Raw genomic sequence first — 26,493 nt, forward strand, 5'->3', positions numbered from 1 at the left:
ATATTGCGTTATTTCCCTAAGGCCGCTAAGAGTTATTTCCGGATCGTCATAAAAACAGACAATAAGGCGAAGGAAATGAAACCACAAACACGCACGCACTTTACACTCTCTTTGTTAACCGCAGGGATCCTGTGCGCCAGCACGGCAACCTGGGCGGCTAAGGTGCCGGCAGGAACCCAGCTGGCAGATAAGCAGGAACTGGTCAGGAACAACGGCAGTGAACCCGCCTCGCTCGACCCGCATAAAGTCGAAAGCGATGTCGAATTCAATATTATCAGCGATTTATTCGACGGGCTGGTCAGCGTCTCTCCGGCAGGTGAAATCCAGCCGCGCCTGGCGGAGAAATGGGAAAATAAAGACAACACCGTCTGGACGTTCCATCTGCGCCCGGGCATTACCTGGAGCGATGGAACCCCCATCACCGCGGAAGATATTGTCTGGAGCTGGCAGCGGCTGGTCGACCCGAAAACCGCCTCTCCGTATGCCAGCTATCCCGGTAGTATGCGTATCGTCAACGGCACTGATATCGCAGAAGGCAAAAAAGCGCCCGAGTCGCTGGGGGTGAAAGCCATCAATGACACCACGCTGGAAGTGACGCTCACGCAACCTAACGCCGCTTTCCTGGCGATGCTGGCTCACCCGTCTCTGGTGCCAATTGATAAAGTCCTGGTAGGCCGTTTCGGTGATAAGTGGACCAAACCGGAGCACTTCGTCAGCAGCGGGGCCTATAAACTGTCACAGTGGGTGGTTAACGAACGCATTGTGGCGGTGCGTAACCCGAAATATTGGGATAACGAACATACCGTCATTAACAAGGTGACCTATCTGCCCATTTCCTCTGAAGCTGCTGACGTTAACCGCTACAAAGCGGGCGAAATCGACATTGTCTACACGGTGCCGATCAACCAGTTTGCTCAGCTGAAGAAAACGCTGGGGAGCGAGCTGGATGTATCGCCGCAGCTTGCCACCTATTATTACGAATTCAACACCACCCGGCCGCCGTTCAACGACGCCCGCGTGCGCAAGGCGCTGAACCTGGCGCTGGATAAAGACATTATCGCCGATAAAGTATTAGGGCAGGGTCAGCGCCCGGCATGGCTCATCAGCCAGCCGGATATTGGCGGCGTCAAGCTCCAGAACCCGGATTACGCCAGCTGGCCGATGGATAAACGCATTGCCGAGGCGAAAAAGCTGCTGGCCGAAGCCGGATTTAACGACAGCCATCCGCTCAGCTTTAATCTCCTCTATAACACCTCGGAATCGCACCAGCGTATTGCCATTGCCGCCAGCTCAATGTGGAAGAAGAACCTCGGCGTGGAGGCGAAGCTGCAAAATCAGGAGTGGAAAACCATGCTTGATACCATGCACACCCATAATTTTGACGCGGTACGCTACGCCTGGATTGCCGATTACGACGATGCGGCAACCTTCCTGAACAACTTCCGTACCGGGGACAGCCAAAACACCACTCAGTACAGCAATCCGGACTACGATCGGGCACTGGTGAACGCGGCGAAATCGAAAACGGCGGAGGAGCGCGGTAAATTCTACCAGCAGGCAGAAGATCTGCTGGGACGCGATGTCCCGGCGATCCCTGTTTATCATTACGTGCGCACGCACCTGGTGAAACCGTGGGTAGGGGGCTTCACGCCAGACAAGCTCGGGTACTACTACACCAAAGATATGTACATCAAAAAGCACTAACGATCCGCGGTGGATATTATGCTGTCAAAACGGCCAATCTGTCGTCTATTCAACCGATTAAACGCATTTTGGCTATTTTTAAAGCGAACGAATGCGCGCACTCTTTACAGCGCGCGGTGAGGTGTTTATAGTTCGCCTCACTTAGGAAGCGTGGCCGAGCGGTTGAAGGCACCGGTCTTGAAAACCGGCGACCCGAAAGGGTTCTAGAGTTCGAATCTCTACGCTTCCGCCAAATTCGAAACCCCTGCGATAGCAATATCGCAGGGGTTTTTTGCTTTTGCGCCAGTCTTCCGTCATGCCACCATGTTGTAGCTTATCGTGATCCCGGCGTCGGCTTTGCAGACCTGAGCTTTTACGCACCAGGTGTCCTCAATGTTTGCCGGCGTCAGAACCGCTTCGGGCGCGCCCGTGGCGGCGATCTGCCCGGCCTTCAGGAGGATCAGACGCTGGCAATAATTGGCTGCAAGATTGAGATCGTGCAGTGCAACCACCACCGTAAGCGGCAGCTGTGAAACGAGCCGCATCAGCTCCAGCTGGTGCTGAATGTCCAGGTGGTTTGTCGGTTCATCGAGCAACAGCACCTGCGGCTGCTGGGCCAGCGCGCGGGCTATCTGGCTTCGCTGGCGCTCTCCGCCAGACAAAGAGTGCCATCGCCGCTGGCGTAAGCGGCATAACTGCATCAGGCCAATCGCCTGCTCAACCGCAGCCTCATCGTCGCGCGAGGTTCTCTGGAATGTTTTCCGGTAGGGCGTACGCCCCAGTCTGACAATGTCCTCAACGGTCAGTTCTCCGTCGACCTCAGCATGTTGCGGGACAAACGCCATGTGCTGCGCGCGTTTTTTCAGCGGCATCATGCCGAGCGTTGTGCCATTAAGCGCCACGCGTTCGCTGAGTCGTGGAAACAGCCCGGCGAGACAGCGCAGCAGCGTCGACTTGCCCGAGCCGTTTGGCCCTAACAGGCCGATAATCTGCCCGGATGGCAGGTCGAGATCGATATTCTTAAGCACCGTCTGCGCTTGTCGGGTTACGGTTAACCCGGCCACAGTAATATTCATGGATGCTCCTTTCGGTTTTGATAAAGCAACGCCACAAAGACGGGGGCGCCCACCAGCGCAGTCACCACCCCGATGGGCAGAACCTGGTGCACAATCAGCGTGCGTGAGACGATATCGGCGAGGATCATAAAGTGGGCGCCGATAAGAAACGTCAGCGGGATAGATAGTCGATGGCCCGGCCCGCATAGCATGCGCGTTACATGGGGAATGACCAGCCCGACAAACCCCACTGCGCCGGTGGCGCTCACCAGCGTTGCGGTAACAATGGCACAGGTCAGCAATAAGACAATACGCACGGCGGTAACCGGGATCCCCAGCGTGGTGGAGACCTCATCCCCGAAGGTGAAGGTGTCCAGCGCCCGTGAAAAGAGCAATACCACCAGTAAACCCGCCAGCGTAACGGCCAGCGCCAGCAGCGCGTCAGGCCAGCGCACGCCGCTCAGACTTCCCAGCAGCCAGAACATGACGCTACGGGACTGCTCGGCATTGGCGGACGTGCTGACGACGTACGCGGTCATGGCGTTGAAGAGCTGGGTGCCCGCAATGCCAGCCAGCAAAATGCGCGACGGGCTTTCACTCATCCCGTTTGTTATCACCATGATGAGCGCAAAGGCGGCGCAGGAGCCGACAAACGCACCGCTGCTCACGCCAATCACGCTTCCCCCCATGCCGAGAAGCATCACGCAGACGGCCCCCAGCGAGGCGCCCGCGGAAATCCCCAGCAGATAAGGCTCAGCCAGAGGGTTACGCAGGATCGACTGTAACACCAACCCGCACAACGCCAGGCCGCCGCCGTTGCACGCGGCCATTACTGCCCGGCTCATGCGATATTGCCAGACGATACCTTCCTCCGTTTGCGGCAACGCATAAGAGGTCAAACCCAGTCCGTTGAGGATCGCTTTCCCGGTACTGGCATACGACACCGGCATATCCCCGATACTGGCGGCAAAGACCAGCATCAGCGGCAGCGCCATGGCACCTGCTGCCAGTAAACCCTGCTGGCGGCGGTCAAAAGCGAAATGACTCATTGTTCATCCTGGAAAGAAGCCAGCCGATCGCTGATAAGCTCAACCGCATCGACGTTACTCAATGAAGGGTTTAACGACATCGCTGGCACCACGATGATGTAGTTGTTCCTGACCGCAGGCATGTTCTTTGTCACCGGGTCACTGCGCAAGAACGCTTTTTTTACCTCAACCTCATCGGCAGGATAGAGCCTGCGGGACATCCCGGCGATAACAATCACGTCCGGCTGCGACTGGGCAATATGTTCCCACGTTACAGCGGGCCATTCGTCGTGAGAGTCAATAATGTTCTTCAACCCCAGCGTGCGGCTAATCCAGCCAGGCGCGCCGTAATTCCCCGCCACCCAGGGATCGCCATTCAGACGGCTGCTGGAGAACCAGAATACGACGCTAAGTTGTTTCGCGGAGGCGCGCGCCTGGGCCTTTTTAATACGCTCCGCCAGCGCACGATTGAGCTGCTCACCTCGCGCGGAAACATCAAAAATCGTCGCCAGATCTGTCACTTCCCGCGTAATTTCCGCCAGTGAAAACGGCGCGCTACGTGCTCCGTCTGCGTTTGAGGTTTCCGTTACCGTTTTATCCGTGCAGTCGGCAGGGGAGATCCACGTATTAATCCCCAGCGACGCAAACTGTTCACGGGTTCCCACTTCTCCCTGCGGACCAATGTGCCAGTGATACTGCGCGAGAACGAGTTCAGGTTTCTGCCCTACCACGGCCTCAAAGGAGGGGGAATTATCCGCAAGCCGGGGGAGGTTTTTCCCGGCATCCTCCAGCGTGGGTGGCAGCGTGCCGAACCAGACTGACGTCGCGGCGATGGTTTTCTCCAGCCCCAGTGCGAGCAGTAATTCTGTTTCATGCTGACCCACGGTCACGACGCGCTGAGGAGCCTGCGTAAAGGTCTGCTTTACGCCGCAATTTTCAATCGTGAGAGGCCAGGTGGTTGCGGCGAAAGCGGCAGGTGCCATGGAGAGCAGTGAAGCCAGAAATAACCCTTTTTTAAGTAACATAGAACGCTATCCGAAATTGTTATGTTATAACATAATACATATATTGCGATTGAGAGCAACACGCTCACCGTCGCTTGTTGCAGAAACGAAAGGCTGGACTATTCTCAACATACCCACCTGGCATTCGCGGGTTGCCTGAAAAATAACAAGATTTCTGACCTGGGGGAGTGAGGATGAAAAAGATCCTGCTCGCGTTTGCGTTCTGTTTTGCCGCCCTGAGCGCCTTCTCATCGTATGCCGCAGAGCCCCGCCAGGCGCCTACGGAGCAGGAGCGCGCCCGAACGGTCTATATCTTCCATCAGCCCATCGTCATGCTACAGGCGAAATTTGGCCTGACCACGCCGGAAGAGCGCGTTTTACGCATCCGCAACACCCTGCGCAATTTTACCGAGGCGGATGTGCGTGAGCCGCTCAGCATCGTCCCCGTGACCCGCTATAACCAGCAGGGACGGCTGATAGTGATGAACGGTAAACCTGTGATGCTGCTGACGGAAGGGGATTTGGACGAAGGGGACGATCTTACCCTCGATCAGGCCGCGCAGCGCGTGCTGGCGCGCATGGAAGCGCAGAGAATGGCGCTGCGCGATCAATACGATTCCGGCTGGCTGGCGCTGTCGACGGTAAAAACAGCTGCTGGCGCTGTTGCTGCTCTGCTACGGCGCGTGGCGATCCTGGCGCTGGTTCCGGCGCGTCTACCGTCGGCGTATTGTGGAGAACCGCAGCCGGGTGCCGCAAAGCTGGCGGCGGTACATTGGCGCAATTGAGATTCGGCTTTACGCCTTGCTGATGTTCCTGCTGGGGATGATCGGCTTTTACGTCTGGCTGAGCTGGGCATTCAGTCTGTTTCCGTGGACGCGGGTGTGGGGTACATCGCTGGGAGACTGGACGCTTCGCGTGGTGCAGCAAATCGCCCTGGCGATTGTCTCGGCCTTGCCGGGGCTGACGATTGTTCTGATCATTTTCCTCATTACCGCTTTTATTCTGAAGCTTCTTAAGATGGTGCTGAATCAGGTGGAGGCTGGTCGTCTGCAACTTCCCGGCGTACATCCGGAAACCGTGGGGGCTACCCGTAAGCTCATTTCCGTCGCCGTCTGGCTATTTGCTCTCTCCGCTGCCTGGCCGTTTCTTCCCGGTGCAAACTCGCTGGCGTTTAAAGGTATTAGCCTCTTCTTCGGCCTGATGTTAACGCTGGGCTCGGCAGGGGTGATGAACCATGCCATGAGCGGTCTGGTCCTGATTTACTCCCGCGCACTGCGTAAAGGCGATGTCATTCGGGTGGCGGATAACGAAGGTAAGGTCAGTGAAATTGGCATGCTGGCGACCAAAATTATTACCCGGGAAAATTATGTCGTTACCGTGCCCAACGCGGTGGTGGTGAGCGGTAAGATCACCAACCTGAGCGCGCTACAGCCCGATGGCAGCCTCAATCTGACGGTCAGCGTCACTATCGGTTATGACACCCCATGGCGTCAGGTGCATGCCATGCTGGAGCTGGCCGCGAAACGGGCAAAAGGGATTGACCTTTCCGAGCCGCCGCTGGTGCGCCAGTTAGGGTTAATGGACTGGTATATCGCTTACGAATTGCAGGTCCGCCTGCTGCCCGATCAGTCCCTCGCGGTTGCCCGCAATGAACTGCATAGCCAGATACAGGATGTGTTTAACGAATTTAACGTGCAGATCATGTCCCCGAATTTTGTTATGCAGCCAGAGGGCAGCGTGATGGTTGTCAAAGAGAACTGGTATACCGCGCCAGCCAAACCCCCTCAGGGCGAAACGTGACGGCCCGGTTTTTCCGTGGCAAGGCAAAATGTTACAGCTTTTAATCGACGATCGCCGATTTTACACGGGTCATCGCCAGAATGTTTTTTGAGCGCATATTTAATTTCTCGAGGATCCTCACGCGGTAGGTGCTGGTCGTTTTTTGTGACAATTGCAGCTTTTTCGCGATCTCATGGTTTTCCAAATGAAACAGCTTCAGCACGTCATATTCTCGTCGCGTAAAGGAGTGTGTTCTGAGCGCCCGGTAAAAGCGCATCAGCTGCTGAAAAGGGTGAGCAGTAAAATGCATCGACGAATAGATAATATTATCGATTCTCACTGCGCGGTTGGCTTCTATCTCATGCATCAGGACAATGTAATCACGCTTAACTTTTTTGACCTGCCGAATGGTTTTATTGCGTAACTTATCCTGTTCAATCGCAATGATAAAATCCATCGCCTGATCGACCCCATCAAGATCGTGAATATCCGCGTCATCGCGAATCAAATGGGTTGATGTCAGGGAGCTTGATACACCATGGCAAAGGTAATAGTTATCACTGATAAATAAAAAATTCATAATCGTCGTTAAATAAAGTCATGGCTATCTCTTAACGCAGTGATCTACGGTTAATGAGTGTTGTGCGAAAAAGAGTCTAAATGACCACCCGCGAATCTAATAAACGTTATGAATGTAAAAATAAATGTTTACATTTTAGCCAGTCGATGGCGAAGAAATCAGCGGGACGGAAGGGGAGGACGGAAGACGTGTAATGTTATGCAAATTCGTGCTTTACATCATGCTCAGAGATGTTTATAGTGCGCCTCACTTTGGAAGCGTGGCCGAGCGGTTGAAGGCACCGGTCTTGAAAACCGGCGACCCGAAAGGGTTCTAGAGTTCGAATCTCTACGCTTCCGCCAAATTCGAAAACCCTGCGATAGCAATATCGCAGGGTTTTTTCGTTATTCCAGCCCCAGCGTATACTGCGCAATTTTGAAGTAGATAATCAGCCCGGTGCCGTCGATTAGCGTGGCGATAAACGGTGCGGAGACCACCGCTGGGTCGATTTTGCAGCGTTTCAGTACCATCGGGATCACCGACGAGACGATGGCGCTCCACAGCGTAATGCAGACCAGCGTCAGGCTGACGATGAGCGTGATTTCCATCCCAATGCCCATCATCCAGGCGCGAACGCAACCCGCCAGACCCAGCGTGGCGGCAATCATTAACGAGGTGCTCATCTCTTTGCGCAGCACGCGACCCACATCGCGAAGGTGGACTTCACCCAGCGCCATGGCGCGCACCAGCGTCGAGGTGATCTGCGTCCCGCTGTTTCCGCCGGTGCCAATCAGCAGCGGAATAAAGAACGCCAGCGCCATGGCGGATTCCAGCGCCTCTTCAAAATGCTGGATCACCGAGCTGGTATACGCTTCCGCGACAAACAGCAGCAGCAGCCAGACGGAGCGTTTCTTCCACAGGCTGAAGGCGCTGGTTTCCAGATAGGGCTTCTCCAGCGGCAGCGTCGCCCCCTGAAGCTGGGCATCTTCAGTAACGTCATCTTCCAGCAGATGGGCGATTTCACGCTCGGTAAGGCAGCCCACCAGCTTGCCGTGGGTCACCACCGGCACTACATCCGCACCCGCATGCGCCAGCAGCCCGGCGACATCCGCCCGCTCATCTTCCGGTTTGAGCTGAATAAAATCCGATATCATCAACCCCTTAACGGGCTGCACGGTGTCGGTGGCCTGCAACAATTTGCGTACGGCGATCAAACCCGCGAGGCGACCGTTATCTTCGATAAAAATATGCGACGGAATATCATCATCTTTTAATTTTTCAAAGAACTGCTCGCGTGCCAGAGCCACGCATAATGAAATATCAATAACGATAAAATCGGTATTCATATATTGCGCGATGGCGCTGTCATTGAAAGCCAGGTTTTGGTTGTGAATAGCGTAAGACATAGTAAATTCCCTTTGAATAATAAAATCTCTCAGGGGCGAGCAAGACAGGGCATGTCGGAAAGGAGATCCCCACGTCCTGGGTTCAGCACTGTACACCGTATCCCGCAAGGGAAGTTATACTGACAAAGCCTTGATTCGACAGTGCCTGTTTTACCCTGTGCCGGTTCTCTCGAACCCACCAGAGCGATAACGTTTATTTGTACAGGAGCCTCGCCATAACGAGATCGTTGTAAAACGAGAGGGATAATACGCTTATTTAAAACTGCTGCTGAGGAATTTTAATAATGTTGAAGAACGGTTTAAATGAATAGTATTAAACGCATGTTGAGGTTTTATTTAACTGTTTTCTTTTTAAATGGAGAATTCATTTGTTACCGGAGAGAGTAAAATGGCATGGCTGGACACGCTGCTGGATCATTTTGCGCATTATCCGACGCATCTGTTCGCGCTGCTCGTTGTTATGGCGTTGAGTAAATCGACGGTGCTGGTCTCCTCGGTGCTGCCGCCCGCATCGGTCATGCTGATGGCGGGGATCGCCGTCAGCCAGTCGAGTCTGCATCCCGGAATGACGTGGCTGGCGGTGGTGATGGGCGCTACGGCAGGTTCGGTGCTGAATTACCATATCGGCCAGCTGATGGGGCATACCCGGCTGGTGTCACGCCTCACCGCAAAACATGCCGATAAGATTCTGCGGGTACAGCATCAGCTGCAAAAGAACGGCGTAGTCGCGCTGTTCACGTCGCGTTTCCTGGCGGTGCTGCGTTATATCGTGCCGCTGGCGGCCGGCATGCTCAGGATGAGCGCGATGAAGGTTTACGTCGTTAGCCTGCTGTCAGCCTGCGCATGGGCGGCGCTGTATGTCGGCATCGTCACCGGCATCAGCATCTGAACGTATTCATCAGTTTGAGAAATGCTTCCCGAAAAAACGGTCACCAGTCTGTCACACTCAGCGTAACGATAAAAACGCATGAGGAAAAAGGGATGAGAAAAGCACTACTCGCTGTCGCCGTGGCAGGAACGTTTTCAGTGACGTTTGGGGCGCAGGCACAGGACACGCCGGATGGCTATCAGCTGGAACAGGTGCTCATCATGAGCCGCCACAACCTGCGCGCGCCGCTTGCCAATAACGGCAGCGTGCTGGAGCAGTCCACGCCCAAGCAGTGGCCGGAGTGGGACGTCCCGGGTGGACAGCTCACCACCAAAGGCGGCGTACTGGAAGTGTATATGGGTCACTATATGCGCGAGTGGCTGGCAGAGCAGGGAATGGTGAAGACGGGTGAATGCCCGCCAGCGGATACCGTCTATGCCTACGCCAACAGCCTCCAGCGCACCGTGGCGACCGCGCAGTTCTTTATCACCGGCGCGTTCCCCGGGTGCGATGTTCCTGTGCATCACCAGGAAAAAATGGGCACCATGGACCCCACCTTCAATCCGGTCATTACCGATAACTCCCCTGAGTTTCGCGAGAAAGCGCTGAAAGCGATGGAGACGGAACGGCAGAAAATGCAGCTGGATGAAAGCTACAAACTGCTGGAACAGCTGACAAACTACAGCGACTCGCCGTCCTGCAAGGAGAAAAAAGTCTGCTCCCTGACGGAGGCGAAAGATACGTTCAGCGCCGATTATGAAAAAGAGCCGGGCGTCTCCGGGCCGCTGAAGGTGGGTAACTCGCTGGTAGATGCTTTCACGCTACAGTATTACGAAGGCTTCCCGACAGACCAGGTTGCCTGGGGGGAAATCAAAACCGATCAGCAGTGGCGCGTGCTGTCGAAGCTGAAAAACGGCTATCAGGACTCGCTGTTTACGTCGACGGAGGTGGCGCAGAACGTGGCTAAACCGCTGGTGAAGTACATTGATAAAGCGCTGGTGACCGACCAGGCAAAAGCGCCAAAAATCACCCTGCTGGTAGGGCACGACTCTAACATCGCCTCGCTGCTGACCGCGCTGGACTTCAGGCCTTATCAGCTGCACGACCAGCAGGAAAGAACCCCGATTGGCGGTAAAATTGTCTTCCAGCGCTGGCATGATAAAAACACTAACCAGGAGCTGATGAAAATTGAGTATGTTTACCAGAGTTCAGATCAGCTGCGTAACGCCAGCGTACTGTCGCTGCAATCCCCTGCGCAGCGCGTGACGCTGGAGCTGAAGGGCTGTCCGGTGGATGGCAACGGCTTCTGTCCTGTCGATAAATTCAATGCGGTGATGGATAACGCGGCGAAATAGAAAATACCCCCCCGCGTGGGCGGGGGGAACGTTCAGACGTTTTTACGTTCGATGGTTTGCTCGCCCCAGAACAGCGAGTCTTTGTCGGTTTTTTTGAAGGCGCGAACCAGCACTTCATCGTTGCCTTCTTCCCAAATCTGTTCAGCCAGCTTTTCGTCATAATTGGCGACTTCAAAGATGGCTTCGGCAATCTCCGGAGAGGTATTGCGTAAACTTGCCCATTCGCCCACGTGGTGAGCTTTGGATTCTTGAGTTGGCATACTTGTCCTCCTGTTAGGTTAGCCGTTCAGTTTTTTGGCAAGACCCGCGACGTATTCACCCTGATAGCGGGCGATTGAAAGTTCTTCATTGCTTGGCTGACGTGAACCATCCCCACCGGCAATCGTTGTTGCGCCATAGGGCGTACCACCACGGGCCTGGGAGACATCAAACAGTTCCTGCGCGCCGTAGCCAATCGGCACAATGACCATCCCATGATGCGCAAGCGTTGTCCAGGTGGAAGTGATCGTCTGCTCCTGACCGCCGCCCGTGCCGGTAGAGCTGAACACGCTGGCCAGCTTGCCGTATAACGCGCCGGAGGCCCAGAGCCCGCCCGTCTGGTCGAGGAAGGTGCGCATCTGGCCGGACATATTGCCGAAGCGGGTCGGGGTGCCGAAGATAATGGCATCATAGTCCGCGAGCTCCTGCGGGGTGGCGACCGGGGCGTTTTGTGTTTTCCCCCCGGCTTTGGCGAAGGCTTCCGCCTGCATGGTTTCCGGTACGCGTTTAACCACGACCTCAACGCCGTCTACTCTGTTTGCGCCTTCTGCTACTGCGTGAGCCATGGTTTCAATGTGTCCATACATGGAATAATAGAGCACCAGAACTTTTGCCATTTTGCATCACTCCTCGTTGGTTTTTCTTACAGCGGATCGCTGCGTTCCTTTAAAGATATGACATCACAGCCAGACTGCAAAAATGAACGGTATTTCTTTGATATATAACAATATCTTTTCGTTACGTGCTTTGTAGCAAAATGAAACAACTTTCGCGGCGCGGATTTTTCAAAATATAAGAATGGCTTATGAATGACTTCCTCAATATTTCATACGAAAGGCTGAGATCATGTTGCAGAATATTACCTCTCGCTTGCCGGATAGCCGCATTACACTAAGCTTAGTTTCACGCGGCACAGATAAAGGCACTGTCCTTGAGCCGCGAGGTGAAAGAATCCTCTTTTACTGAATGCAATATGATGTCTAATGTTTCACACTCTGGAGGTTAGAGATGGCAAACCATCGTGGTGGTTCAGGTAATTTCGCTGAAGACCGTGAAAGAGCATCAGAAGCAGGTCGTAAAGGTGGCCAGTCTAGCGGGGGCAACTTTAAAAACGACCCTCAGCGCGCATCAGAGGCTGGTAAAAAAGGGGGTAAAAATAGCCACGGCAGCAACAAGTAGTACGCCGGGTTAACTCTCTGCCGCCGGGTTTCCCGGCGGTTTTTTTATGTCTGCTACATTGAACTGTCATCAAAGGCATCGCACACTACAGGATTGATTCTTCGTGCTGGTGTCCCATGTCCGTTTCCCGTTTTACCTTCTCCATTAAGCCTCAGGAAGCCATCCTGATTTTGATCACCATGTTCTGGGGCGGAACCTTTCTTGCCGTTCAGTACGCGGTCACGATGAGCGATCCGTTTTTCTTTGTAGGGCTGCGTTTTGCAACCGCGGCGGTTGCCGTGGCGCTTATTTCACTGAAAACCCTGCGCGGATTGACCCTGAGAGAGCTTAAAGCGGGTGTCGCCATTGGCGTGGCGATTGCCATGGGTTACAGCCTGCAAACGTGGGGGCTCCAGTCTATCTCCAGCAGTAAATCCGCCTTCATCACCGCCATGTACGTACCGCTGGTGCCGCTGTTGCAGTGGCTGTGCCTCGGCAGAATGCCGGGCCTGATGTCGTGCATTGGCATCGTGCTGGCGTTCATCGGCCTTATTTTATTAGCCGGGCCGGAAAATAATCTGCTGGCGCTGGGGCCGGGGGAGATCATCACTCTGGTGGGGGCCGTCGCCATTGCGGCAGAAATTATTCTGATTAGCGCCTGGGCAGGAAAAGTGGACGTCAAGCGGGTGACGGTGGTGCAGCTTGCCACCGCGTCGCTGGTGGCGTTCGCGACGATGGTGCCGGCAGGGGAGTCCGTCCCGCCGATGTCTACCGGGCTTATCGTCGTGGCGCTGGGGCTGGGCATTTTCAGCGCCATTATCCAGGTTACCATGAACTGGGCGCAGCGCAGCGTATCCCCGACACGGGCGACGGTCATTTACACCGGTGAACCGGTGTGGGCGGGTATTTTCGGGCGACTCGCCGGGGAGCGTCTGCCGCTGCTGGCGCTGGTGGGCGCGGCATTTATTATCGCCGGGGTGCTGGTGAGCGAGTTGAAGTTAAAAAAACGACGTAAGGCGACTGCCGGATTGAGCGCTGAACAAGGGGCAGATAGCTAACAACGCGCACCCTGTCCGTTTAGCCCGGCGGCGCTTCGCTTGCTCGGGCCTACTTGCCAATTGTAGGCCGGGTAAGCGTAGCGTCACCCGGCAAGAATGCGGCACGTATTTCAGGTGGAAGGGGTGATGGCTTTTCCTTGCGGTACATCCCTTTTCCGGCGGCTCAGCAGGGCGTTGAGCAGGATCGCGCCGAAGGTCGCCGTGCCAATCCCGCCTACCGTAAACCCGCCCAGCGTCAGGGCGAAATCACCCGCCCCCAGCACCAGTGTCACCGCCACCATGATCAGGTTACCATTCTGGCTCAGATCAACATGATTCTGCACCCAGATACGTGCCCCCGCGACGGCAATAAGACCAAATACCACAATCGAGGCGCCGCCAATCACGGGTGCCGGGATGGTGTGGATCAATGCGCCGAATTTTGGGGAAAAGCCGAGCAGCATCGCCATCACCGCCGCCGCCACGAAGACCAGCGTCGAGTAGACTTTGGTCACTGCCATCACGCCGATGTTTTCCGCGTAGGTCGTCACGCCGCTGCCGCCGACCGAGCCGGAGAGCATGGTCGCCAGACCGTCTCCCACAAACGCCCGTCCCATATACGGGTCCATATTGCGGCCGGTCATTCCCGCTACGGCTTTCAAATGGCCCAGGTTTTCAGCCACCAGAATCACCGCGACAGGCGCGATGAGCATCATCGCCTGAGCGTTAAAGGTGGGCGAGGTTATGTGCGGCATGCCGAACCAGGCGGCCTGATGAATCAGTGTGAAATCAACCGGTTTGCCGAGGCCGAACACGTTCGCCAGCAGCGCGTAGACCAGACAGGCCGCAATCAGCCCGACCAGGATCAGCAGCCGCTGGATCATGCCGCGCGTAAAGACCGCCACCACGCCGATGCACAGCACCGTTATCACCGCCATCCAGCTTTCAAACGGCGAGCCGGATACGCTCTTCACCGCAATCGGCGCGAGGTTCAGGCCTATCGCCATCACCACCGCCCCGGTGACGACGGGGGGCATCATTCGCTCGATCCAGCGCGTGCCGACTTTCATCACCACCAGACCGGTCAGGGTGTAGACCAGCCCACAGGCGATAATGCCGCCGAGGGCCACGCTCAGGTTGGGGTTAATACCCTGACCGTTAAACCCGGTCGCTGCAATGACCACCCCAACGAAGGCGGCGCTGGAGCCCAGATAGCTGGGCACACGCCCGCCGGTGACAAAAAAGAACAGCAGGGTACCCATACCCGACATCAAAATGGCGAGGTTAGGATCCAGCCCCATCAGCATGGGCATCAGCACCGTCGCACCAAACATCGCGACCGCATGCTGCACGCCCATCACCATGGTCTGCCCGAGCGGGAGCCTTTCATCCGGCGCGACCACGCCTTCTTCTGTGGAGGTCGATTTCAACTGCCAGTGGGGAAGTCCGAACATGATCTGTCTCCTGAATGCGGATTAACAGGCGGGTCGCATAAGTGCGTGATAGCCGCGGTCGAACCACACCAGCCCTTGCGGCGCCGGGTGGCGGATAATCGATACAATGTCGCAAAACAGAATGTCGTGGGTGCCGACGCTCACCACCTGGCTGATGCGGCAGTCGAATGAGGCCAGGGCCGCCTCCAGACGCGGGCAGCCCGTCTCCCCCGTCTGCCAGCGGGCAGCGGCAAAGCGGTCCTCAGTCGGCGTTTTACCGCCAAACAGGTTGGATAAAGGCTCCTGTCCGGCACTCAGCGTGTTAACGCACAGGGTGCGGTTCTCGCTGAAAATCGGCCAGACCGACGCGCCGCGGTTGAGGCAAACCAGCAGAGTGGGCGGGGTATCGGTTACGCTGCATACCGCGCTTGCGGTAAAGCCCGCCATTCCCGCCGGGCCGTCGGTGGTGATGATATTGACCGCCGCACCGACGCAGGCCATGGCATCACGGAACGTTTGTTGATCAAGGGTCGTCATGATGGCTCCTTATTTACGCCAGCCCGCAGGCGTCTTCGAAGGTCAGACGCGGTAAGCGCCCATAAACTTTGCGCATATCGCCATAGCCGATGTTAATCAGCAGATTGCTTTTAAGCAGCGTGCCCGTGAAAAAGGCCGCGTCCACTTTTTCCCGGTCAAAACCCGACATCGGCCCGGTGTCCAGCCCGAGCGCGCGGCAGGCGAAGATCAGGTACGCGGCCTGCATCGAGCTGTTGCGAAAGGCGGTCTCTTCCGCCAGCGCGGGGCTTGCGGTAAACCAGCTTCTGGCATCGCCGTGCGGGAACAGTACAGGCAGGCGCTCATAAAACTCGCTGTCCCAGGCGACAATTGCCGTGACCGGGGCGGTGAGCGTTTTCTCAAGGTTGCCGCTGGAGAGCGCCGGGCGCAGCTTCTCTTTTCCTTCCGGGCTTCGCACAAAGACAATGCGCGCCGGGGAACAGTTGGCGGACGTCGGCCCCCATTTCATCAGGTCATAAATCTCGCGCAGCGTCTCGTCACTGACCGGTATATCCAGCCAGCCGTTATGGGTACGTGCGCCGGTAAACAGCGTTTCCAGCGCGGCGGGCGTGATGGCTTCGCTCATTCAAACTCCTTACAAAGCGGGTTCTGGGCTGTGCAGCAGGCTGGCAAGCCCGTTCAGCAGCAGAGTGTTAAAGATGTCCGGCGCGGTCACGTTGCAGGCATGCCCGCCCTGGCGCATGACCGTTTTGCGGGCGTGCGGGAGTGCGGCGTGCAGTTCATCAGAACAGACGGACGGCACCAGCAGATCGTCGGTGGAACAGATAATCTGCACGGGGCAGCGAACGCGTGCAGCGTGGCGGCTGAAATCGGCCTGCTTCAGCGCATGCAGCCTGCGCAGCAGATTGGCTTTGCCCTGAAAATGGGCCAGCGCCAGCGCGTCCTCGGCCTCCAGCCGCGGGGCGCGGGCGGCCATCCAGTCTGCCGGGTAGAGGAACAAGGGCTGTGCCTCTACCCACGCCTGCGCGCCGCCCGCATGCAGCAGACGTTCGCGAACGTCAAAACAGCGTCGGGTATGGGCATTGAGCGTCAGCCAGCCGTTGACGCAGACCAGCGCGGTAAGGGCGTCGGGCTTATCGATGGCCAGCCGCAGGCCCACCAGCGCCCCCAGCGCGTGGCCGACCACGCAGTAACGGGCGATCCCTGCCCCGGCTAACGCCAGTGCGAGCTCGTCGGCCATGTGTGCGAGGGTGTAGTCTTCCGGCAGGGTATCCGGGTTATTCCCCGTGCCCCGCTGGTCGTAGCACACCACCTGATACTCCTGCCCCAGCACGGCGAGCTGAGGCAGCCAGTAGCTCCCGCTGCCGCCGAGCCCGGCAATCAGTACCACCACGGGCGCGCCCGCAAAGGGGGGCGGGGAAATGGACAGTTTCATGGCGGCCTCACTTCGCGATGTGCGCAACGGTGGCAATTTCAACCAGCGCGTCCGGCTTTACCAGCCCGCACTGGATGCAAAACCGCGCCGGTTTATCGCCCGGGAAAAACTCCGCGTAGATTTCGTTAATCGCGGCGTAGTTTTTCCAGTCGGTGATAAAGATGCTGTTGAAGGTCACGTCCTCCATCGTGCCACCCGCCGTTTCGATCACGGTTTTGATCGTATCCAGCACGTGGCGGGTTTGCGCCTTTGGGTCATTGATAAACACCACGTTGTTGTCTTTATCAAACGGCAGCGTGCCCGAGACATACACCACGCCGTCGGCGAGGGTGCCGGGAACGAAGGGGGCAATCGGGGTGCTGGTGCCCGGCGGAATAATCACGGATTTCGGCATAGCGGTTCTCCTCAGGCGATACGGGCGAGCGGGGGATTCAGCGCGTCGCAGAAATCATTGACGTTACTGACCCAGCCAAAAAAGGTTTCGATATTGAACAGGGCGGCTTTCTGGGCAAAATCCGGCCCGGCCTGATGGGTAGCGTCTTCCAGCACCACGCCAAAATACTCGAGGAAAAAGCCGTCGCGCAGGGTCGACTCCACGCAGACGTTGGTGGCAATGCCCGTAAAGACCAGATGACGAATGCCCCGGCTGCGCAGCAGGCTGTCGAGCGGGGTATTGAAAAAGCCGCTGTAGCGCGGTTTCGGCAGTACGATATCGCTGGCTTCCGGTACCAGCTCATCCACCAGCTGATAATCCCAGCCGCCTTTCGCCAGCAGCGTGCCCTGGAGTTCTGGCCGTTGGCGCATGGTTTTCAGGGCGTTGGATTTGTGAAAGTTGGGGGAGCCGGGACCACCAGCTTCGACGTACTGGTCGTCCCAGCCGTTCTGGAACCAGACGATGAGCATGCCCGCAGCGCGCGCAGCGTGCACGGCGGTTTTGATGTTCTCAATCACCGGCTGCGTGGTGGAGACGTCAAACCCGGCCAGATCCAGATACCCGCCTTTACTGGCATAGGCGTTTTGCATATCCACCACGATCAGCGCGCTGCGCTGCGCGTCAAAGGTAATGGCTTCCGGGCGAGCGTTGAGGGTCGTCATTACGCCACCTCCTTCGTCACGGCAGGGATGTGGGCGCGGCACTGCATCAGCGGCTGAATGCGCTCGCCGAAGGTTTCCACGCCGGTGAGAAAATCATCGAAGGTCAGCAGCACGCCTTCGGCGCCGGGCACGGCAGCCACTTCGTCGAGCATTCTGGCGACGCTGGCATACGAGCCAACCAGGGTGCCCATGTTGATATTGACGGCAGACGTCGGGTCGGCCATCTGGCGAACGTTGGTGTCCGCGCCGGAGCGGGTATCCTTCTGGCTCTGCTCGGTCAGCCAGCTCAGCGCTTCGTCATCCGCGCCGTCCTTGTATCGTTCCCATTTGGCGCGCGCGGCGTCATCGGTTTCGTCGGCAATCACCATAAACAGCACGTAGGAGCCCACGTCGCGCCCGGTTTTATCGGCGGCCGCTTTCATGCGTGCCGCAGTGGGCGCGAAGGCGGCAGGGGTGTTAACGCCTTTGCCGAAGCAGAAGTTGAAGTCGGCGTATTTCGCGGAGAATTCCATCCCGGCGTCGCTCTGCCCGGCGCAGATAACCTTCATCGGCACCGACGGCTGCGGGCTGACGCGGCAGTCGTTCATGGTGAAGAAATCGCCTTTGAAATCGCTTTTGCCGGTGCCCCACAGATCGCGCAGCACCTGCACATATTCAGTCAGGTAGTCGTAGCGACGGGAGAAGTAATCGTCCCCCGGCCAGATCCCCATCTGCTCGTACTCCGGCTTTTGCCAGCCGGTGACCAGGTTAACGCCAAAGCGCCCGCCGGAGATGGAGTCGATGGTGGAGGCCATCCGCGCCACGATCGCCGGGGGCAGGGTAAGGGTGGCGGCGGTGGCGTAGATCTGGATCCGCGAGGTGACCGCCGCCAGGCCCGCCATCAGGGTAAAGGACTCCAGGTTGTGGTCCCAGAATTCGGTCTTACCGCCGAAACCGCGCAGCTTGATCATCGAGAGCGCAAAGTCGAAATGGTAATGCTCCGCTTTCTGCACGATGGCTTTATTCAGCTCAAAGGTCGGCATGTATTGCGGGGCAGTGGTCGAGATAAGCCAGCCGTTGTTGCCGATCGGTACAAATACGCCAATTTTCATCACGAACCTCTCTTCATTACGTCGCAGGTGTCACGATGTTTTTGCAAAGGCAGTGCCAGTTTTGAAAATCACTTTGTTATTAGGGTGTTAAATGATGGTTGTTGAAATTAACAGCGAAAATGTGGACTAGATGGTCAAAATCATTGCACAGAAAACAGGCACTCATGCGCGCTGAGGGTGCAGAAGGTCGTGGCGAGACGGGGGTTTTGCTATGCTGAGCGCAGGACAGAAAATGGAGAGCGAAAATGACACAAGGCGCAGTGAAAACACCCGGAAAACGTTCGCAGGCGGTGAGCGCCAAGAAACAGGCGATCCTCAGCGCTGCGCTGGAGACATTTTCGCAGTTTGGTATTCACGGTACGCGCCTTGAGCAGGTGGCGGAGCAGGCCGGGGTGTCCAAGACCAATCTGCTCTACTACTACCCGTCGAAAGAGGCGCTGTATGTGGCGGTGATGCAGCAAATCCTCGATATCTGGCTGGCACCTCTCAAGGCGTTTCGCGAAGAGCTGGCCCCGCTGGTGGCGATAGAGGAGTACATAAGGCTGAAGCTGGAGGTATCGCGTGATTACCCGCAGGCATCAAGGCTGTTCTGTCTGGAGATGTTGCAGGGCGCGCCGCTGTTGCAGGCGGAGCTGACGGGAGATCTAAAGCAGCTGGTGGACGATAAATCGGCCATTATTGCCGGATGGGTCGCCAGCGGAAAACTGGCGCCCGTCGATCCGCATCATCTGATCTTCATGATTTGGGCCTCAACCCAGCACTACGCTGACTTCGCGGCCCAGGTCGAGGCGGTGACCGGTAAAACGCTCCAGGACGAGGCGTTTTTCCAGAGCACCCTGGAAAACGTACAGCGGATGATTATCGAAGGGATCCGTGTGCGCTAATCAGCCGGTTGGAAAGGGCAGCTTAAATTGCCCTCTTCACACTGCATCAACGAGGCCAGAAAGGCTTCGCGCTCCGCTGTTTTCTCCGTCAGGCACTGGTTGATAATCATCGGCTGAATAGTGCCACCTTCGGTTCCTGAACCCATCAATTTACAGTCTGCGTCACGCAGGGCGATCCACGCCTGCTGCGCCTTTTTCAGCAGGTCGCGCTGAGGGGCTGCCGCGCGTTTGATGGCGGCCTGGTACGTCTGGTTGAGCTTTTTATCCGCAGCCTGGTACTGCTCTGCCGCACAGGCACTGAGTTCTGTCTGGGTGGTCGCTTTGTCGCACTCGTCGGCCAGCGCGCTGGCGCTGAGCAGCAGTGCTGCGCCTGCGATAAGATATCGTTTCATACACTCCCCAATAAAATAAGGCTCCGTCTCCGGAGCCTTATTAGCACAGCGTTAGCCGATTGTCATCAGGCTGGCGTTACCCCCCGCCGCCGCGGTGTTGACGCTGAGCGAGCGCTCAACGTACAGACGCTCCAGCAGCAGGTTGGTTTCCCCGCGCGCAAAGCCCTGCACGGAAACGATGGCACCGCTGCGGGCCGCAACCTGCTCGCACAGTTCGCGCAGCTGGTCGGAATCACCGTGGTAGATCACCGCGTCAAACGGCTGGGTCAGCAGGGCATCGGCCTTCGCAAAGCGAATGCGGGCCGAAACCGCTTTTGGCAACTGTTTGGCGAGGTCGCGATGCAGGGCATCTTCCGGCCACAGCACCTCACAGCCCGTTGCCGTTGCGGCTGCCAGCTGCACCAGCGCATCCTGCTCGTTATCCGCCACGCACAGCACACGCTCGCGCGGCATCAGCGTCCAGGTGTTGCGCTCGCCGGTAGGACCCGGCAGCAGACGCTGTGTTCCCGCCTGCGCCAGCTCGCCGTACTGCTGTGCAATCGCACGCAGCTCAGGACGATTTTCAGCCCACTTAATCAGCGCGTCCAGCGGCTGGGTCAGCACGGCTTTCACCTGCGCATCCACCGGATATTCCGCGTCCTGACGCGCCAGCGTCACGCCCAGCGCATTTTCCGGACGGTTTGCCAGCAGACGGTACAGATAGAGCGGACCGCCCGCTTTCGGGCCGGTGCCGGAGAGACCTTCACCGCCAAACGGCTGCACGCCCACGACCGCGCCAACCATGTTGCGGTTGACGTACAGGTTGCCAACTCTAGCATTGCCGGTCACCTGGGCAATGGTTTCGTCGATACGGGTATGCACGCCAAGCGTCAGGCCGTAACCCGAGGCGTTGATCTGATCGATCAGCTCGTTGAGGTTGTTACGGTTGTAGCGCACCACGTGCAGTACCGGGCCGAAGACCTCTTTTTTCAGCTCGTCGAAGCTTGCCAGCTCAATCAGCGTTGGCGGCACGAAGGTGCCGGTCTGCCACTCGCGGGCATCTTCGCTGTTCTCGCGCACCGCCTGGAACACCGGACGGCCTTTGGCACGCATGGTCTGAATGTGGTTTTCAATGTTGGCTTTGGCTTCCGCGTCGATCACCGGCCCGATGTCGGTGGTGAGACGGCCCGGGTTGCCCATGCGGCATTCCGCCATCGCACCGCGCAGCATCTTCAGCGTGTGGTCAGCCACGTCATCCTGTAAGCACAGTACGCGCAGGGCGGAACAGCGTTGGCCCGCGCTGTCGAAGGCAGAAGCCAGCACGTCAACGACGACCTGCTCGGTGAGTGCGGAGGAGTCCACGATCATGGCGTTCATGCCGCCGGTTTCAGCGATCAGCGGGGTAGGACGGCCCTGCGCATCCAGACGGGTGGCGATGTTGCGTTGTAGCAGGGAGGCCACTTCGGTAGAACCGGTAAACATCACGCCGCGTACGCGGTTATCGGAGGTCAGTTTGGCCCCGACCGTTTCACCGCGCCCTGGCAGCAGCTGCACCACGCCCGCCGGTACGCCCGCTTCCAGCAGAATGTTAATGCCCTGGGCGGCAATCAGCGGGGTCTGCTCTGCCGGTTTCGCCAGCACGCTGTTGCCTGCGGCCAGCGCCGCGGCAATCTGGCCGGTGAAGATCGCCAGCGGGAAGTTCCACGGGCTGATACACACCACCGGGCCGAGCGGACGGTGGGTTTCGTTGTCGAAATCATCGCGCACCTGACCGGCGTAGTAGTGCAGGAAGTCTACCGCCTCGCGCACTTCGGCGATGGCGTTGCTGAAGGTTTTACCCGCTTCACGCACCAGAATGCCGATCAGCTGCTGCATCTGATCTTCCATCAGCACCGCCGCGCGTTCCAGAATGGCGGCACGCTCCTGCGGCGGGGTGGCAAACCAGATTGGCGCGTTGTTCACCGCGCTCTCCAGGGCCTGCTCCACTTCCGTTTCCGTGGCTTCGCGCACGTAGCCGACGATATCCTTCGGCTCTGCCGGGTTGATCACCGGCTGCATTTCACCGTCCTCAACGGACTGCTCAAGGATCGGCCTGGCCTGCCACTTCTGCAATGCGCTGTTTAGCAGGGCAGAAGAGAGCGACGCCAGACGGTGTTCGTTGGCGAGATCCAGACCCGCCGAGTTGACGCGACCTGCACCATACAGCTCGCGCGGCAGGGCAATCTTCGGATGCGGCAGACCAATCTGGCCTTCCTGCGCCGCCATCTTCTCAACGGCCTGTACCGGATCGGCCACCAGTTCGTCCAGCGGCAGGGTGGTATCGGCGATGCGGTTAACGAAGGAGGTGTTCGCCCCGTTCTCCAGCAGACGACGCACCAGGTAGGCCAGCAGGGTTTCGTGGGTACCTACCGGGGCATAGATTCGGCACGGACGGTTCAGCTTGCCGTCGGCCACTTTACCGGTCACCTGCTCGTACAGCGGTTCGCCCATGCCGTGCAGGCACTGGAACTCGTACTGGCCCGGATAGTAGTTCTGACCCGCCAGGCTGTAGATCGCCGCCAGGGTGTGGGCGTTGTGGGTGGCGAACTGAGGATAAATCAGGTTCGGCACGCCGAGCAGTTTTTTCGCGCAGGCGAGGTAAGAGACGTCGGTATAGACCTTGCGGGTATAGACCGGATAACCTTCCAGACCTTCCATCTGGGCGCGTTTGATTTCGCTGTCCCAGTAGGCGCCCTTCACCAGACGGATCATCAGGCGGCGACGGCTGCGGCTGGCCAGGTCAATCAGGTAGTCAATGACGAACGGACAGCGTTTCTGGTAGGCCTGGATAACGAAACCAATCCCGTTCCAGCCCGCCAGCTCCGGCTCGAAGCACAGTTTTTCCAGCAGGTCGAGGGAGATCTCCAGACGGTCCGCCTCTTCGGCGTCGATGTTGATGCCGATGTCATACTGGCGCGCCAGCAGGGTCAGGGACTTCAGGCGCGGGTAGAGTTCTTCCATCACCCGGTCGTACTGCGCACGGCTGTAGCGCGGGTGCAGGGCGGAAAGCTTGATAGAGATGCCCGGACCTTCATAAATACCGCGACCGTTGGACGCTTTACCGATGGCGTGGATCGCCTGCTGGTAAGAGACCATGTAGGCCTGCGCGTCGGCGGCGGTCAGCGCCGCTTCACCCAGCATGTCGTAGGAGTAGCGGAAGCCTTTGTCTTCCAGCTTGCGGGCGTTCGCCAGCGCTTCGGCAATGGTTTCCCCGGTGACGAACTGCTCGCCCATCAGGCGCATCGCCATGTCCACGCCCTTGCGGATCAGCGGCTCGCCGCTCTTGCCGATGATGCGGTTCAGGGAGCGCGACAGGTTGGCTTCGTTATGGGTGGAGACCAGCTTGCCGGTAAACAGCAGGCCCCAGGTGGCGGCGTTAACGAACAGCGACGGACTGCGGCCAATGTGGGAGTGCCAGTTGCCGTTGCTGATTTTGTCGCGGATCAGGGCATCGCGGGTGGCTTTATCCGGAATACGCAGCAGCGCTTCCGCCAGACACATCAGCGCCACGCCTTCCTGTGAGGAGAGGGAAAACTCCTGCAGCAGACCCTGAACCATCCCGGCGCGTCCGCTGGCGGTTTTCTGATTACGCAGCTTGTCGGCGAGCTGATACGCCAGGCTGTGCGCCTGAGCGGCAACGGCTTCCGGCAGGCGCGCCTGCTCCAGCAGCATCGGCACGGCGTCGGTTTCGGCACGGCGGTAGGCGCCGGTAATGGCGGCGCGGCTGACGGACTGCGGCAGGATCTGCTCGGCAAATTCGAGGAACGGCTGGTGGTTCTCCTCAACGGCCGTCGCGGCTTCTTCGCTTTCGTTCGCTGCGCCCGCCAGCAGGGCAGGCAGCTCCGGCAGACCTTCTTCACTCTCCAGTCTTTCCAGATAGTTAAAAATCGCCTGCTTGATTAACCAGTGCGGTGTGCGGTCGATGCGGGTCGCAGCGGTTTTAATCCGTTCGCGGGTAGCGTCATCCAGCTTAACCCCCATGGTGGTCATCCCCATGCCAAAACTCCTGTTGTTCTGTAATAGCGTTCTGTTGATAGCGTGAAATATCCACCATGTTGCAACTTTGTGCAACCGTGTTAAATGTGACCTGGTCTGCAAGCTGGAAAATGAATGGATTGTTAACGATTAGTTAGCTGTGAAAAAGAACGTGCGGCCGTTTCTGAGCCCAGTTTTTATGCGGTGCTTAACACTTTTTAAAGGTGCAACCCGTAAAAGCGTGAGCGAGTGCAACCTATAGGAAAGACGTATAAAACCAGTGATGAAATTCATGTAAATGCAGTGTTAAATCGTTTGTCAGTGGGATGCGTATACGGCAGGATAGCGCGCCCAACGGAAACACATACACACATCACTACGTTCCGGTGATGACATAACAAGGCAACCCGGACGGTTGTCGCTCGACATTTTGGAGAATTTGAATGGCTATTAGCACACCGATGCTGGTGACATTTCTCGTTTATATTTTTGGCATGATCCTGATAGGGTTTTTGGCATGGCGTTCCACTAAAAACTTTGACGACTACATCCTCGGCGGGCGCAGCTTAGGCCCGATGGTCACCGCACTCTCTGCGGGCGCTTCCGACATGAGCGGCTGGCTGCTGATGGGGCTGCCGGGCGCGATTTTCATCTCCGGTATCTCCGAAAGCTGGATCGCCATCGGCCTGACCGTTGGCGCATGGATCAACTGGAAGCTGGTAGCAGGCCGTCTGCGTGTGCATACCGAAGCCAACAACAACGCCCTGACGCTGCCGGACTACTTCACCGGACGCTTTGAAGATAACAGCCGTATCCTGCGCATTATCTCTGCGGTGGTGATCCTGCTGTTCTTCACCATCTACTGTGCTTCCGGCATCGTGGCGGGCGCGCGTCTGTTCGAAAGTACTTTCGGCATGAGCTATGAAACCGCCCTGTGGGCCGGTGCGGCCGCGACCATCCTCTATACCTTCGTGGGCGGATTCCTGGCGGTAAGCTGGACCGACACCGTGCAGGCGAGCCTGATGATCTTCGCCCTGATCCTGACTCCGGTGATTGTCATTTTCACCGTCGGCGGCTTTGGCGAATCGCTGGAAGTGATCAAGCAGAAGAGCATCGAAAACGTCGATATGCTGAAAGGGCTGAACTTTGTCGCCATCGTCTCCCTGATGGGCTGGGGCCTGGGCTACTTCGGCCAGCCGCACATTCTGGCGCGTTTCATGGCGGCGGATTCTCACCATACCATCGTTCACGCGCGTCGCATCAGCATGACGTGGATGATCCTGTGTCTGGCGGGCGCGTGCGCGGTTGGCTTCTTCGGCATTGCGTACTTTAACAACAACCCGGCGCAGGCGGGCGCGGTGAACCAGAACGCCGAGCGCGTGTTCATCGAACTGGCGCAGATTCTGTTTAACCCTTGGATTGCCGGTATTCTGCTCTCCGCGATCCTGGCTGCGGTGATGTCCACCCTGAGCTGTCAGCTGCTGGTGTGCTCCAGCGCCATCACCGAAGACCTCTACAAAGCGTTCCTGCGTAAGGGCGCGAGCCAGAAAGAGCTGGTGTGGGTAGGGCGTTTTATGGTGCTGCTGGTTGCGCTGGTGGCGATTGCGCTGGCAGCAAACCCGGAAAACCGCGTGCTGGGGCTGGTGAGCTACGCGTGGGCGGGCTTCGGTGCCGCGTTTGGGCCGGTAGTCCTGTTCTCCGTCATGTGGTCACGCATGACCCGCAACGGCGCGCTGGCGGGGATGATTATTGGTGCGGTTACCGTTATCGTCTGGAAACAGTTCGCCTGGCTGGGCCTGTACGAAATCATTCCTGGCTTCATCTTCGGCAGCATCGGTATCGTGGTCTTCAGCCTGCTGGGTAAAGCACCGTCTGCCTCCATGCAGAAACGCTTTGCGGAAGCCGACGCGCACTACCACACTGCGCCGCCGACTAAGCTTCAGGCTGAGTAATCTCCCCTCACCCTAACCCTCTCCCCGGTGGGGAGAGGGGATAGTCCTTTCACCTATGTGAGTCTTCATCAATGAGAATTAAAACAGGGTTAATGGTGGCAGCATTCGTGATGCTGGCGGGCTGTAACGCACCCGCGCAGCACGTGCCGGTGGAAACCTGCAAAGCGGATAACCAGATGCAGCAGACCACGCTCTATTTTGGCTTGAATCGCCCGGCAGGGGCGCAGATTACCGGCAGCGAGTGGCAGCAGTTTGTTGACCAGGACGTGACGCCGCGTTTTCGCGATGGCTTAACGGTGTTTGATGCCCGTGGTCAGTGGCTGGGTAACGACGGCAAGGTGGCGCGCGAGCCGAGCAAGGCGCTGATGCTGATCCACGGGAAAGATGCGCAGAGTGAGAAGAATATTGAAGCGTTGCGCGGGATCTATAAGTCACGCTTCGCGCAGGAGTCGGTGATGCGGGTTGACCAGCCGGTGTGCGTGCAGTTTTAATGAAAAACGGCGGGAAATCCC

Annotated in this window: 24 protein-coding genes, 2 tRNA genes, 1 pseudogene and 1 riboswitch; of the genes and pseudogenes, 11 read left to right on the forward strand and 16 right to left on the reverse strand. The window is 57.6% G+C overall.

The annotated features are described in order from the left end of the window. The first annotated feature begins 75 nt into the window (after positions 1–75). Positions 76–1,704, forward strand: coding sequence for an ABC transporter substrate-binding protein (locus tag L384_RS07815; RefSeq protein WP_023324418.1), 1,629 nt, complete (start codon positions 76–78; stop codon positions 1,702–1,704). Positions 1,705–1,848: 144 nt separating this feature from the next. Beyond that, positions 1,849–1,936 (forward strand) — tRNA-Ser (locus tag L384_RS07810). Between the two features lie 61 nt (positions 1,937–1,997). Here L384_RS07810 and L384_RS07805 read toward each other — a convergent pair. Genes L384_RS07805 through L384_RS07795 form a run of 3 tightly spaced genes read right to left on the reverse strand, consistent with a single transcriptional unit; the run spans position 1,998 to position 4,791 of the window. After that, positions 1,998–2,759, reverse strand: a complete 762-nt coding sequence (locus L384_RS07805) for an ABC transporter ATP-binding protein (RefSeq protein WP_023324419.1) — start codon at positions 2,757–2,759, stop codon at positions 1,998–2,000. Then, positions 2,756–3,787 carry a FecCD family ABC transporter permease gene (locus tag L384_RS07800; protein WP_023324420.1) on the reverse strand — a complete coding sequence of 344 codons (1,032 nt, stop codon included), beginning with the start codon at positions 3,785–3,787 and terminating at the stop codon, positions 2,756–2,758. The genes L384_RS07805 and L384_RS07800 overlap by 4 nt, the downstream gene beginning before the upstream one ends. Next, positions 3,784–4,791: an ABC transporter substrate-binding protein gene (locus L384_RS07795; RefSeq protein WP_023324421.1), complete on the reverse strand. Its 1,008-nt coding sequence runs from the start codon at positions 4,789–4,791 to the stop codon at positions 3,784–3,786. The genes L384_RS07800 and L384_RS07795 overlap by 4 nt, the downstream gene beginning before the upstream one ends. Positions 4,792–4,964: 173 nt before the next feature. Here L384_RS07795 and L384_RS0121175 point away from each other — a divergent pair. Further along, positions 4,965–6,570: pseudogene (locus tag L384_RS0121175) on the forward strand (mechanosensitive ion channel family protein). Between the two features lie 40 nt (positions 6,571–6,610). On the opposite strand, the gene L384_RS07790 reads toward L384_RS0121175, so the two are convergent. Then, complete coding sequence (locus tag L384_RS07790) at positions 6,611–7,129, reverse strand: LuxR C-terminal-related transcriptional regulator (RefSeq protein WP_003858117.1); 519 nt, start codon at positions 7,127–7,129, stop codon at positions 6,611–6,613. A 253-nt stretch (positions 7,130–7,382) separates the two neighbouring features. Here L384_RS07790 and L384_RS07785 point away from each other — a divergent pair. Then, positions 7,383–7,470: transfer RNA gene (locus L384_RS07785), tRNA-Ser, on the forward strand. A 42-nt stretch (positions 7,471–7,512) separates the two neighbouring features. Here L384_RS07785 and L384_RS07780 read toward each other — a convergent pair. Further along, positions 7,513–8,514, reverse strand: coding sequence for a magnesium transporter (locus L384_RS07780; protein WP_023324424.1), 1,002 nt, complete (start codon positions 8,512–8,514; stop codon positions 7,513–7,515). A gap of 60 nt (positions 8,515–8,574) precedes the next feature. Beyond that, a riboswitch (M-box (ykoK) riboswitch) is annotated at positions 8,575–8,744 on the reverse strand. A gap of 158 nt (positions 8,745–8,902) precedes the next feature. Here L384_RS07780 and L384_RS07775 point away from each other — a divergent pair. Both L384_RS07775 and agp read left to right on the forward strand, forming a co-directional pair. Continuing rightward, positions 8,903–9,403 (forward strand): DedA family protein, encoded by a 501-nt coding sequence (locus L384_RS07775; RefSeq protein WP_003858113.1) that lies wholly within the window; start codon positions 8,903–8,905, stop codon positions 9,401–9,403. 92 nt (positions 9,404–9,495) lie between these two features. Beyond that, positions 9,496–10,737, forward strand: coding sequence for a bifunctional glucose-1-phosphatase/inositol phosphatase (gene agp / locus L384_RS07770; RefSeq protein WP_023324425.1), 1,242 nt, complete (start codon positions 9,496–9,498; stop codon positions 10,735–10,737). Positions 10,738–10,769: 32 nt separating this feature from the next. On the opposite strand, the gene L384_RS07765 is transcribed toward agp, so the two are convergent. Further along, positions 10,770–10,997 (reverse strand): YccJ family protein, encoded by a 228-nt coding sequence (locus L384_RS07765; RefSeq protein ID WP_003858110.1) that lies wholly within the window; start codon positions 10,995–10,997, stop codon positions 10,770–10,772. An 18-nt stretch (positions 10,998–11,015) separates the two neighbouring features. Beyond that, positions 11,016–11,612, reverse strand: coding sequence for an NAD(P)H:quinone oxidoreductase (gene wrbA, locus L384_RS07760; protein ID WP_023324426.1), 597 nt, complete (start codon positions 11,610–11,612; stop codon positions 11,016–11,018). Positions 11,613–12,003: 391 nt separating this feature from the next. Here wrbA and L384_RS07755 point away from each other — a divergent pair, with 391 nt between their 5' ends. After that, a complete protein-coding gene (locus L384_RS07755; RefSeq protein WP_001273664.1) occupies positions 12,004–12,174 on the forward strand; it encodes a con-10 family general stress protein in 171 nt (56 codons plus the stop codon). A 116-nt stretch (positions 12,175–12,290) separates the two neighbouring features. Beyond that, entirely contained in the window at positions 12,291–13,211 is a 921-nt protein-coding gene (locus tag L384_RS07750) for a DMT family transporter (RefSeq protein WP_003858106.1), read from the forward strand. Positions 13,212–13,321: 110 nt separating this feature from the next. Here L384_RS07750 and rutG read toward each other — a convergent pair whose 3' ends face one another. The 7 genes from rutG to rutA are packed head-to-tail and all read right to left on the reverse strand — an operon-like array spanning position 13,322 to position 18,760. Further along, positions 13,322–14,644 carry a pyrimidine utilization transport protein G gene (gene rutG / locus L384_RS07745; protein ID WP_023324427.1) on the reverse strand — a complete coding sequence of 441 codons (1,323 nt, stop codon included), beginning with the start codon at positions 14,642–14,644 and terminating at the stop codon, positions 13,322–13,324. A 21-nt stretch (positions 14,645–14,665) separates the two neighbouring features. Then, positions 14,666–15,160 (reverse strand): NADH-dependent FMN reductase RutF, encoded by a 495-nt coding sequence (gene rutF / locus L384_RS07740; RefSeq protein WP_023324428.1) that lies wholly within the window; start codon positions 15,158–15,160, stop codon positions 14,666–14,668. 13 nt (positions 15,161–15,173) lie between these two features. Further along, positions 15,174–15,764 (reverse strand): malonic semialdehyde reductase, encoded by a 591-nt coding sequence (locus tag L384_RS07735; protein WP_023324429.1) that lies wholly within the window; start codon positions 15,762–15,764, stop codon positions 15,174–15,176. Between the two features lie 9 nt (positions 15,765–15,773). Continuing rightward, complete coding sequence (rutD, locus tag L384_RS07730) at positions 15,774–16,574, reverse strand: pyrimidine utilization protein D (RefSeq protein ID WP_023324430.1); 801 nt, start codon at positions 16,572–16,574, stop codon at positions 15,774–15,776. A gap of 7 nt (positions 16,575–16,581) precedes the next feature. Next, positions 16,582–16,968, reverse strand: coding sequence for a pyrimidine utilization protein C (gene rutC / locus L384_RS07725; RefSeq protein ID WP_023324431.1), 387 nt, complete (start codon positions 16,966–16,968; stop codon positions 16,582–16,584). Between the two features lie 11 nt (positions 16,969–16,979). Beyond that, positions 16,980–17,669: a pyrimidine utilization protein B gene (gene rutB / locus L384_RS07720; RefSeq protein ID WP_023324432.1), complete on the reverse strand. Its 690-nt coding sequence runs from the start codon at positions 17,667–17,669 to the stop codon at positions 16,980–16,982. After that, the gene (rutA, locus tag L384_RS07715; protein ID WP_003858092.1) at positions 17,669–18,760 is read right to left on the reverse strand and encodes a pyrimidine utilization protein A; all 1,092 of its coding nucleotides are present in this window, start codon (positions 18,758–18,760) and stop codon (positions 17,669–17,671) included. The genes rutB and rutA overlap by 1 nt, the downstream gene beginning before the upstream one ends. Before the next feature lie 245 nt (positions 18,761–19,005). On the opposite strand from rutA, the gene rutR reads away from it, so the two are divergent. After that, a complete protein-coding gene (gene rutR, locus L384_RS07710; protein ID WP_023324433.1) occupies positions 19,006–19,644 on the forward strand; it encodes an HTH-type transcriptional regulator RutR in 639 nt (212 codons plus the stop codon). On the opposite strand, the gene L384_RS07705 is transcribed toward rutR, so the two are convergent. Both L384_RS07705 and putA read right to left on the reverse strand, forming a co-directional pair. Beyond that, entirely contained in the window at positions 19,641–20,036 is a 396-nt protein-coding gene (locus L384_RS07705; RefSeq protein ID WP_015570864.1) for a lysozyme inhibitor LprI family protein, read from the reverse strand. The two genes, rutR and L384_RS07705, sit on opposite strands and share 4 nt — an antisense overlap. A 51-nt stretch (positions 20,037–20,087) precedes the next feature. Then, positions 20,088–24,050 (reverse strand): trifunctional transcriptional regulator/proline dehydrogenase/L-glutamate gamma-semialdehyde dehydrogenase, encoded by a 3,963-nt coding sequence (gene putA / locus L384_RS07700; protein ID WP_023324434.1) that lies wholly within the window; start codon positions 24,048–24,050, stop codon positions 20,088–20,090. 422 nt (positions 24,051–24,472) lie between these two features. Here putA and putP point away from each other — a divergent pair, with 422 nt between their 5' ends. Together putP and L384_RS07690 are read left to right on the forward strand one after the other, a co-directional pair. Then, positions 24,473–25,981 (forward strand): sodium/proline symporter PutP, encoded by a 1,509-nt coding sequence (gene putP, locus L384_RS07695; protein ID WP_003858085.1) that lies wholly within the window; start codon positions 24,473–24,475, stop codon positions 25,979–25,981. 71 nt (positions 25,982–26,052) lie between these two features. After that, entirely contained in the window at positions 26,053–26,472 is a 420-nt protein-coding gene (locus L384_RS07690) for a DUF3574 domain-containing protein (protein WP_023315789.1), read from the forward strand. Positions 26,473–26,493: the final 21 nt, after the last annotated feature.

Origin of the sequence: Enterobacter sp. MGH 38, from assembly GCF_000492855.1 — a bacterium.
Lineage (GTDB): Bacteria > Pseudomonadota > Gammaproteobacteria > Enterobacterales > Enterobacteriaceae > Enterobacter > Enterobacter hormaechei_C.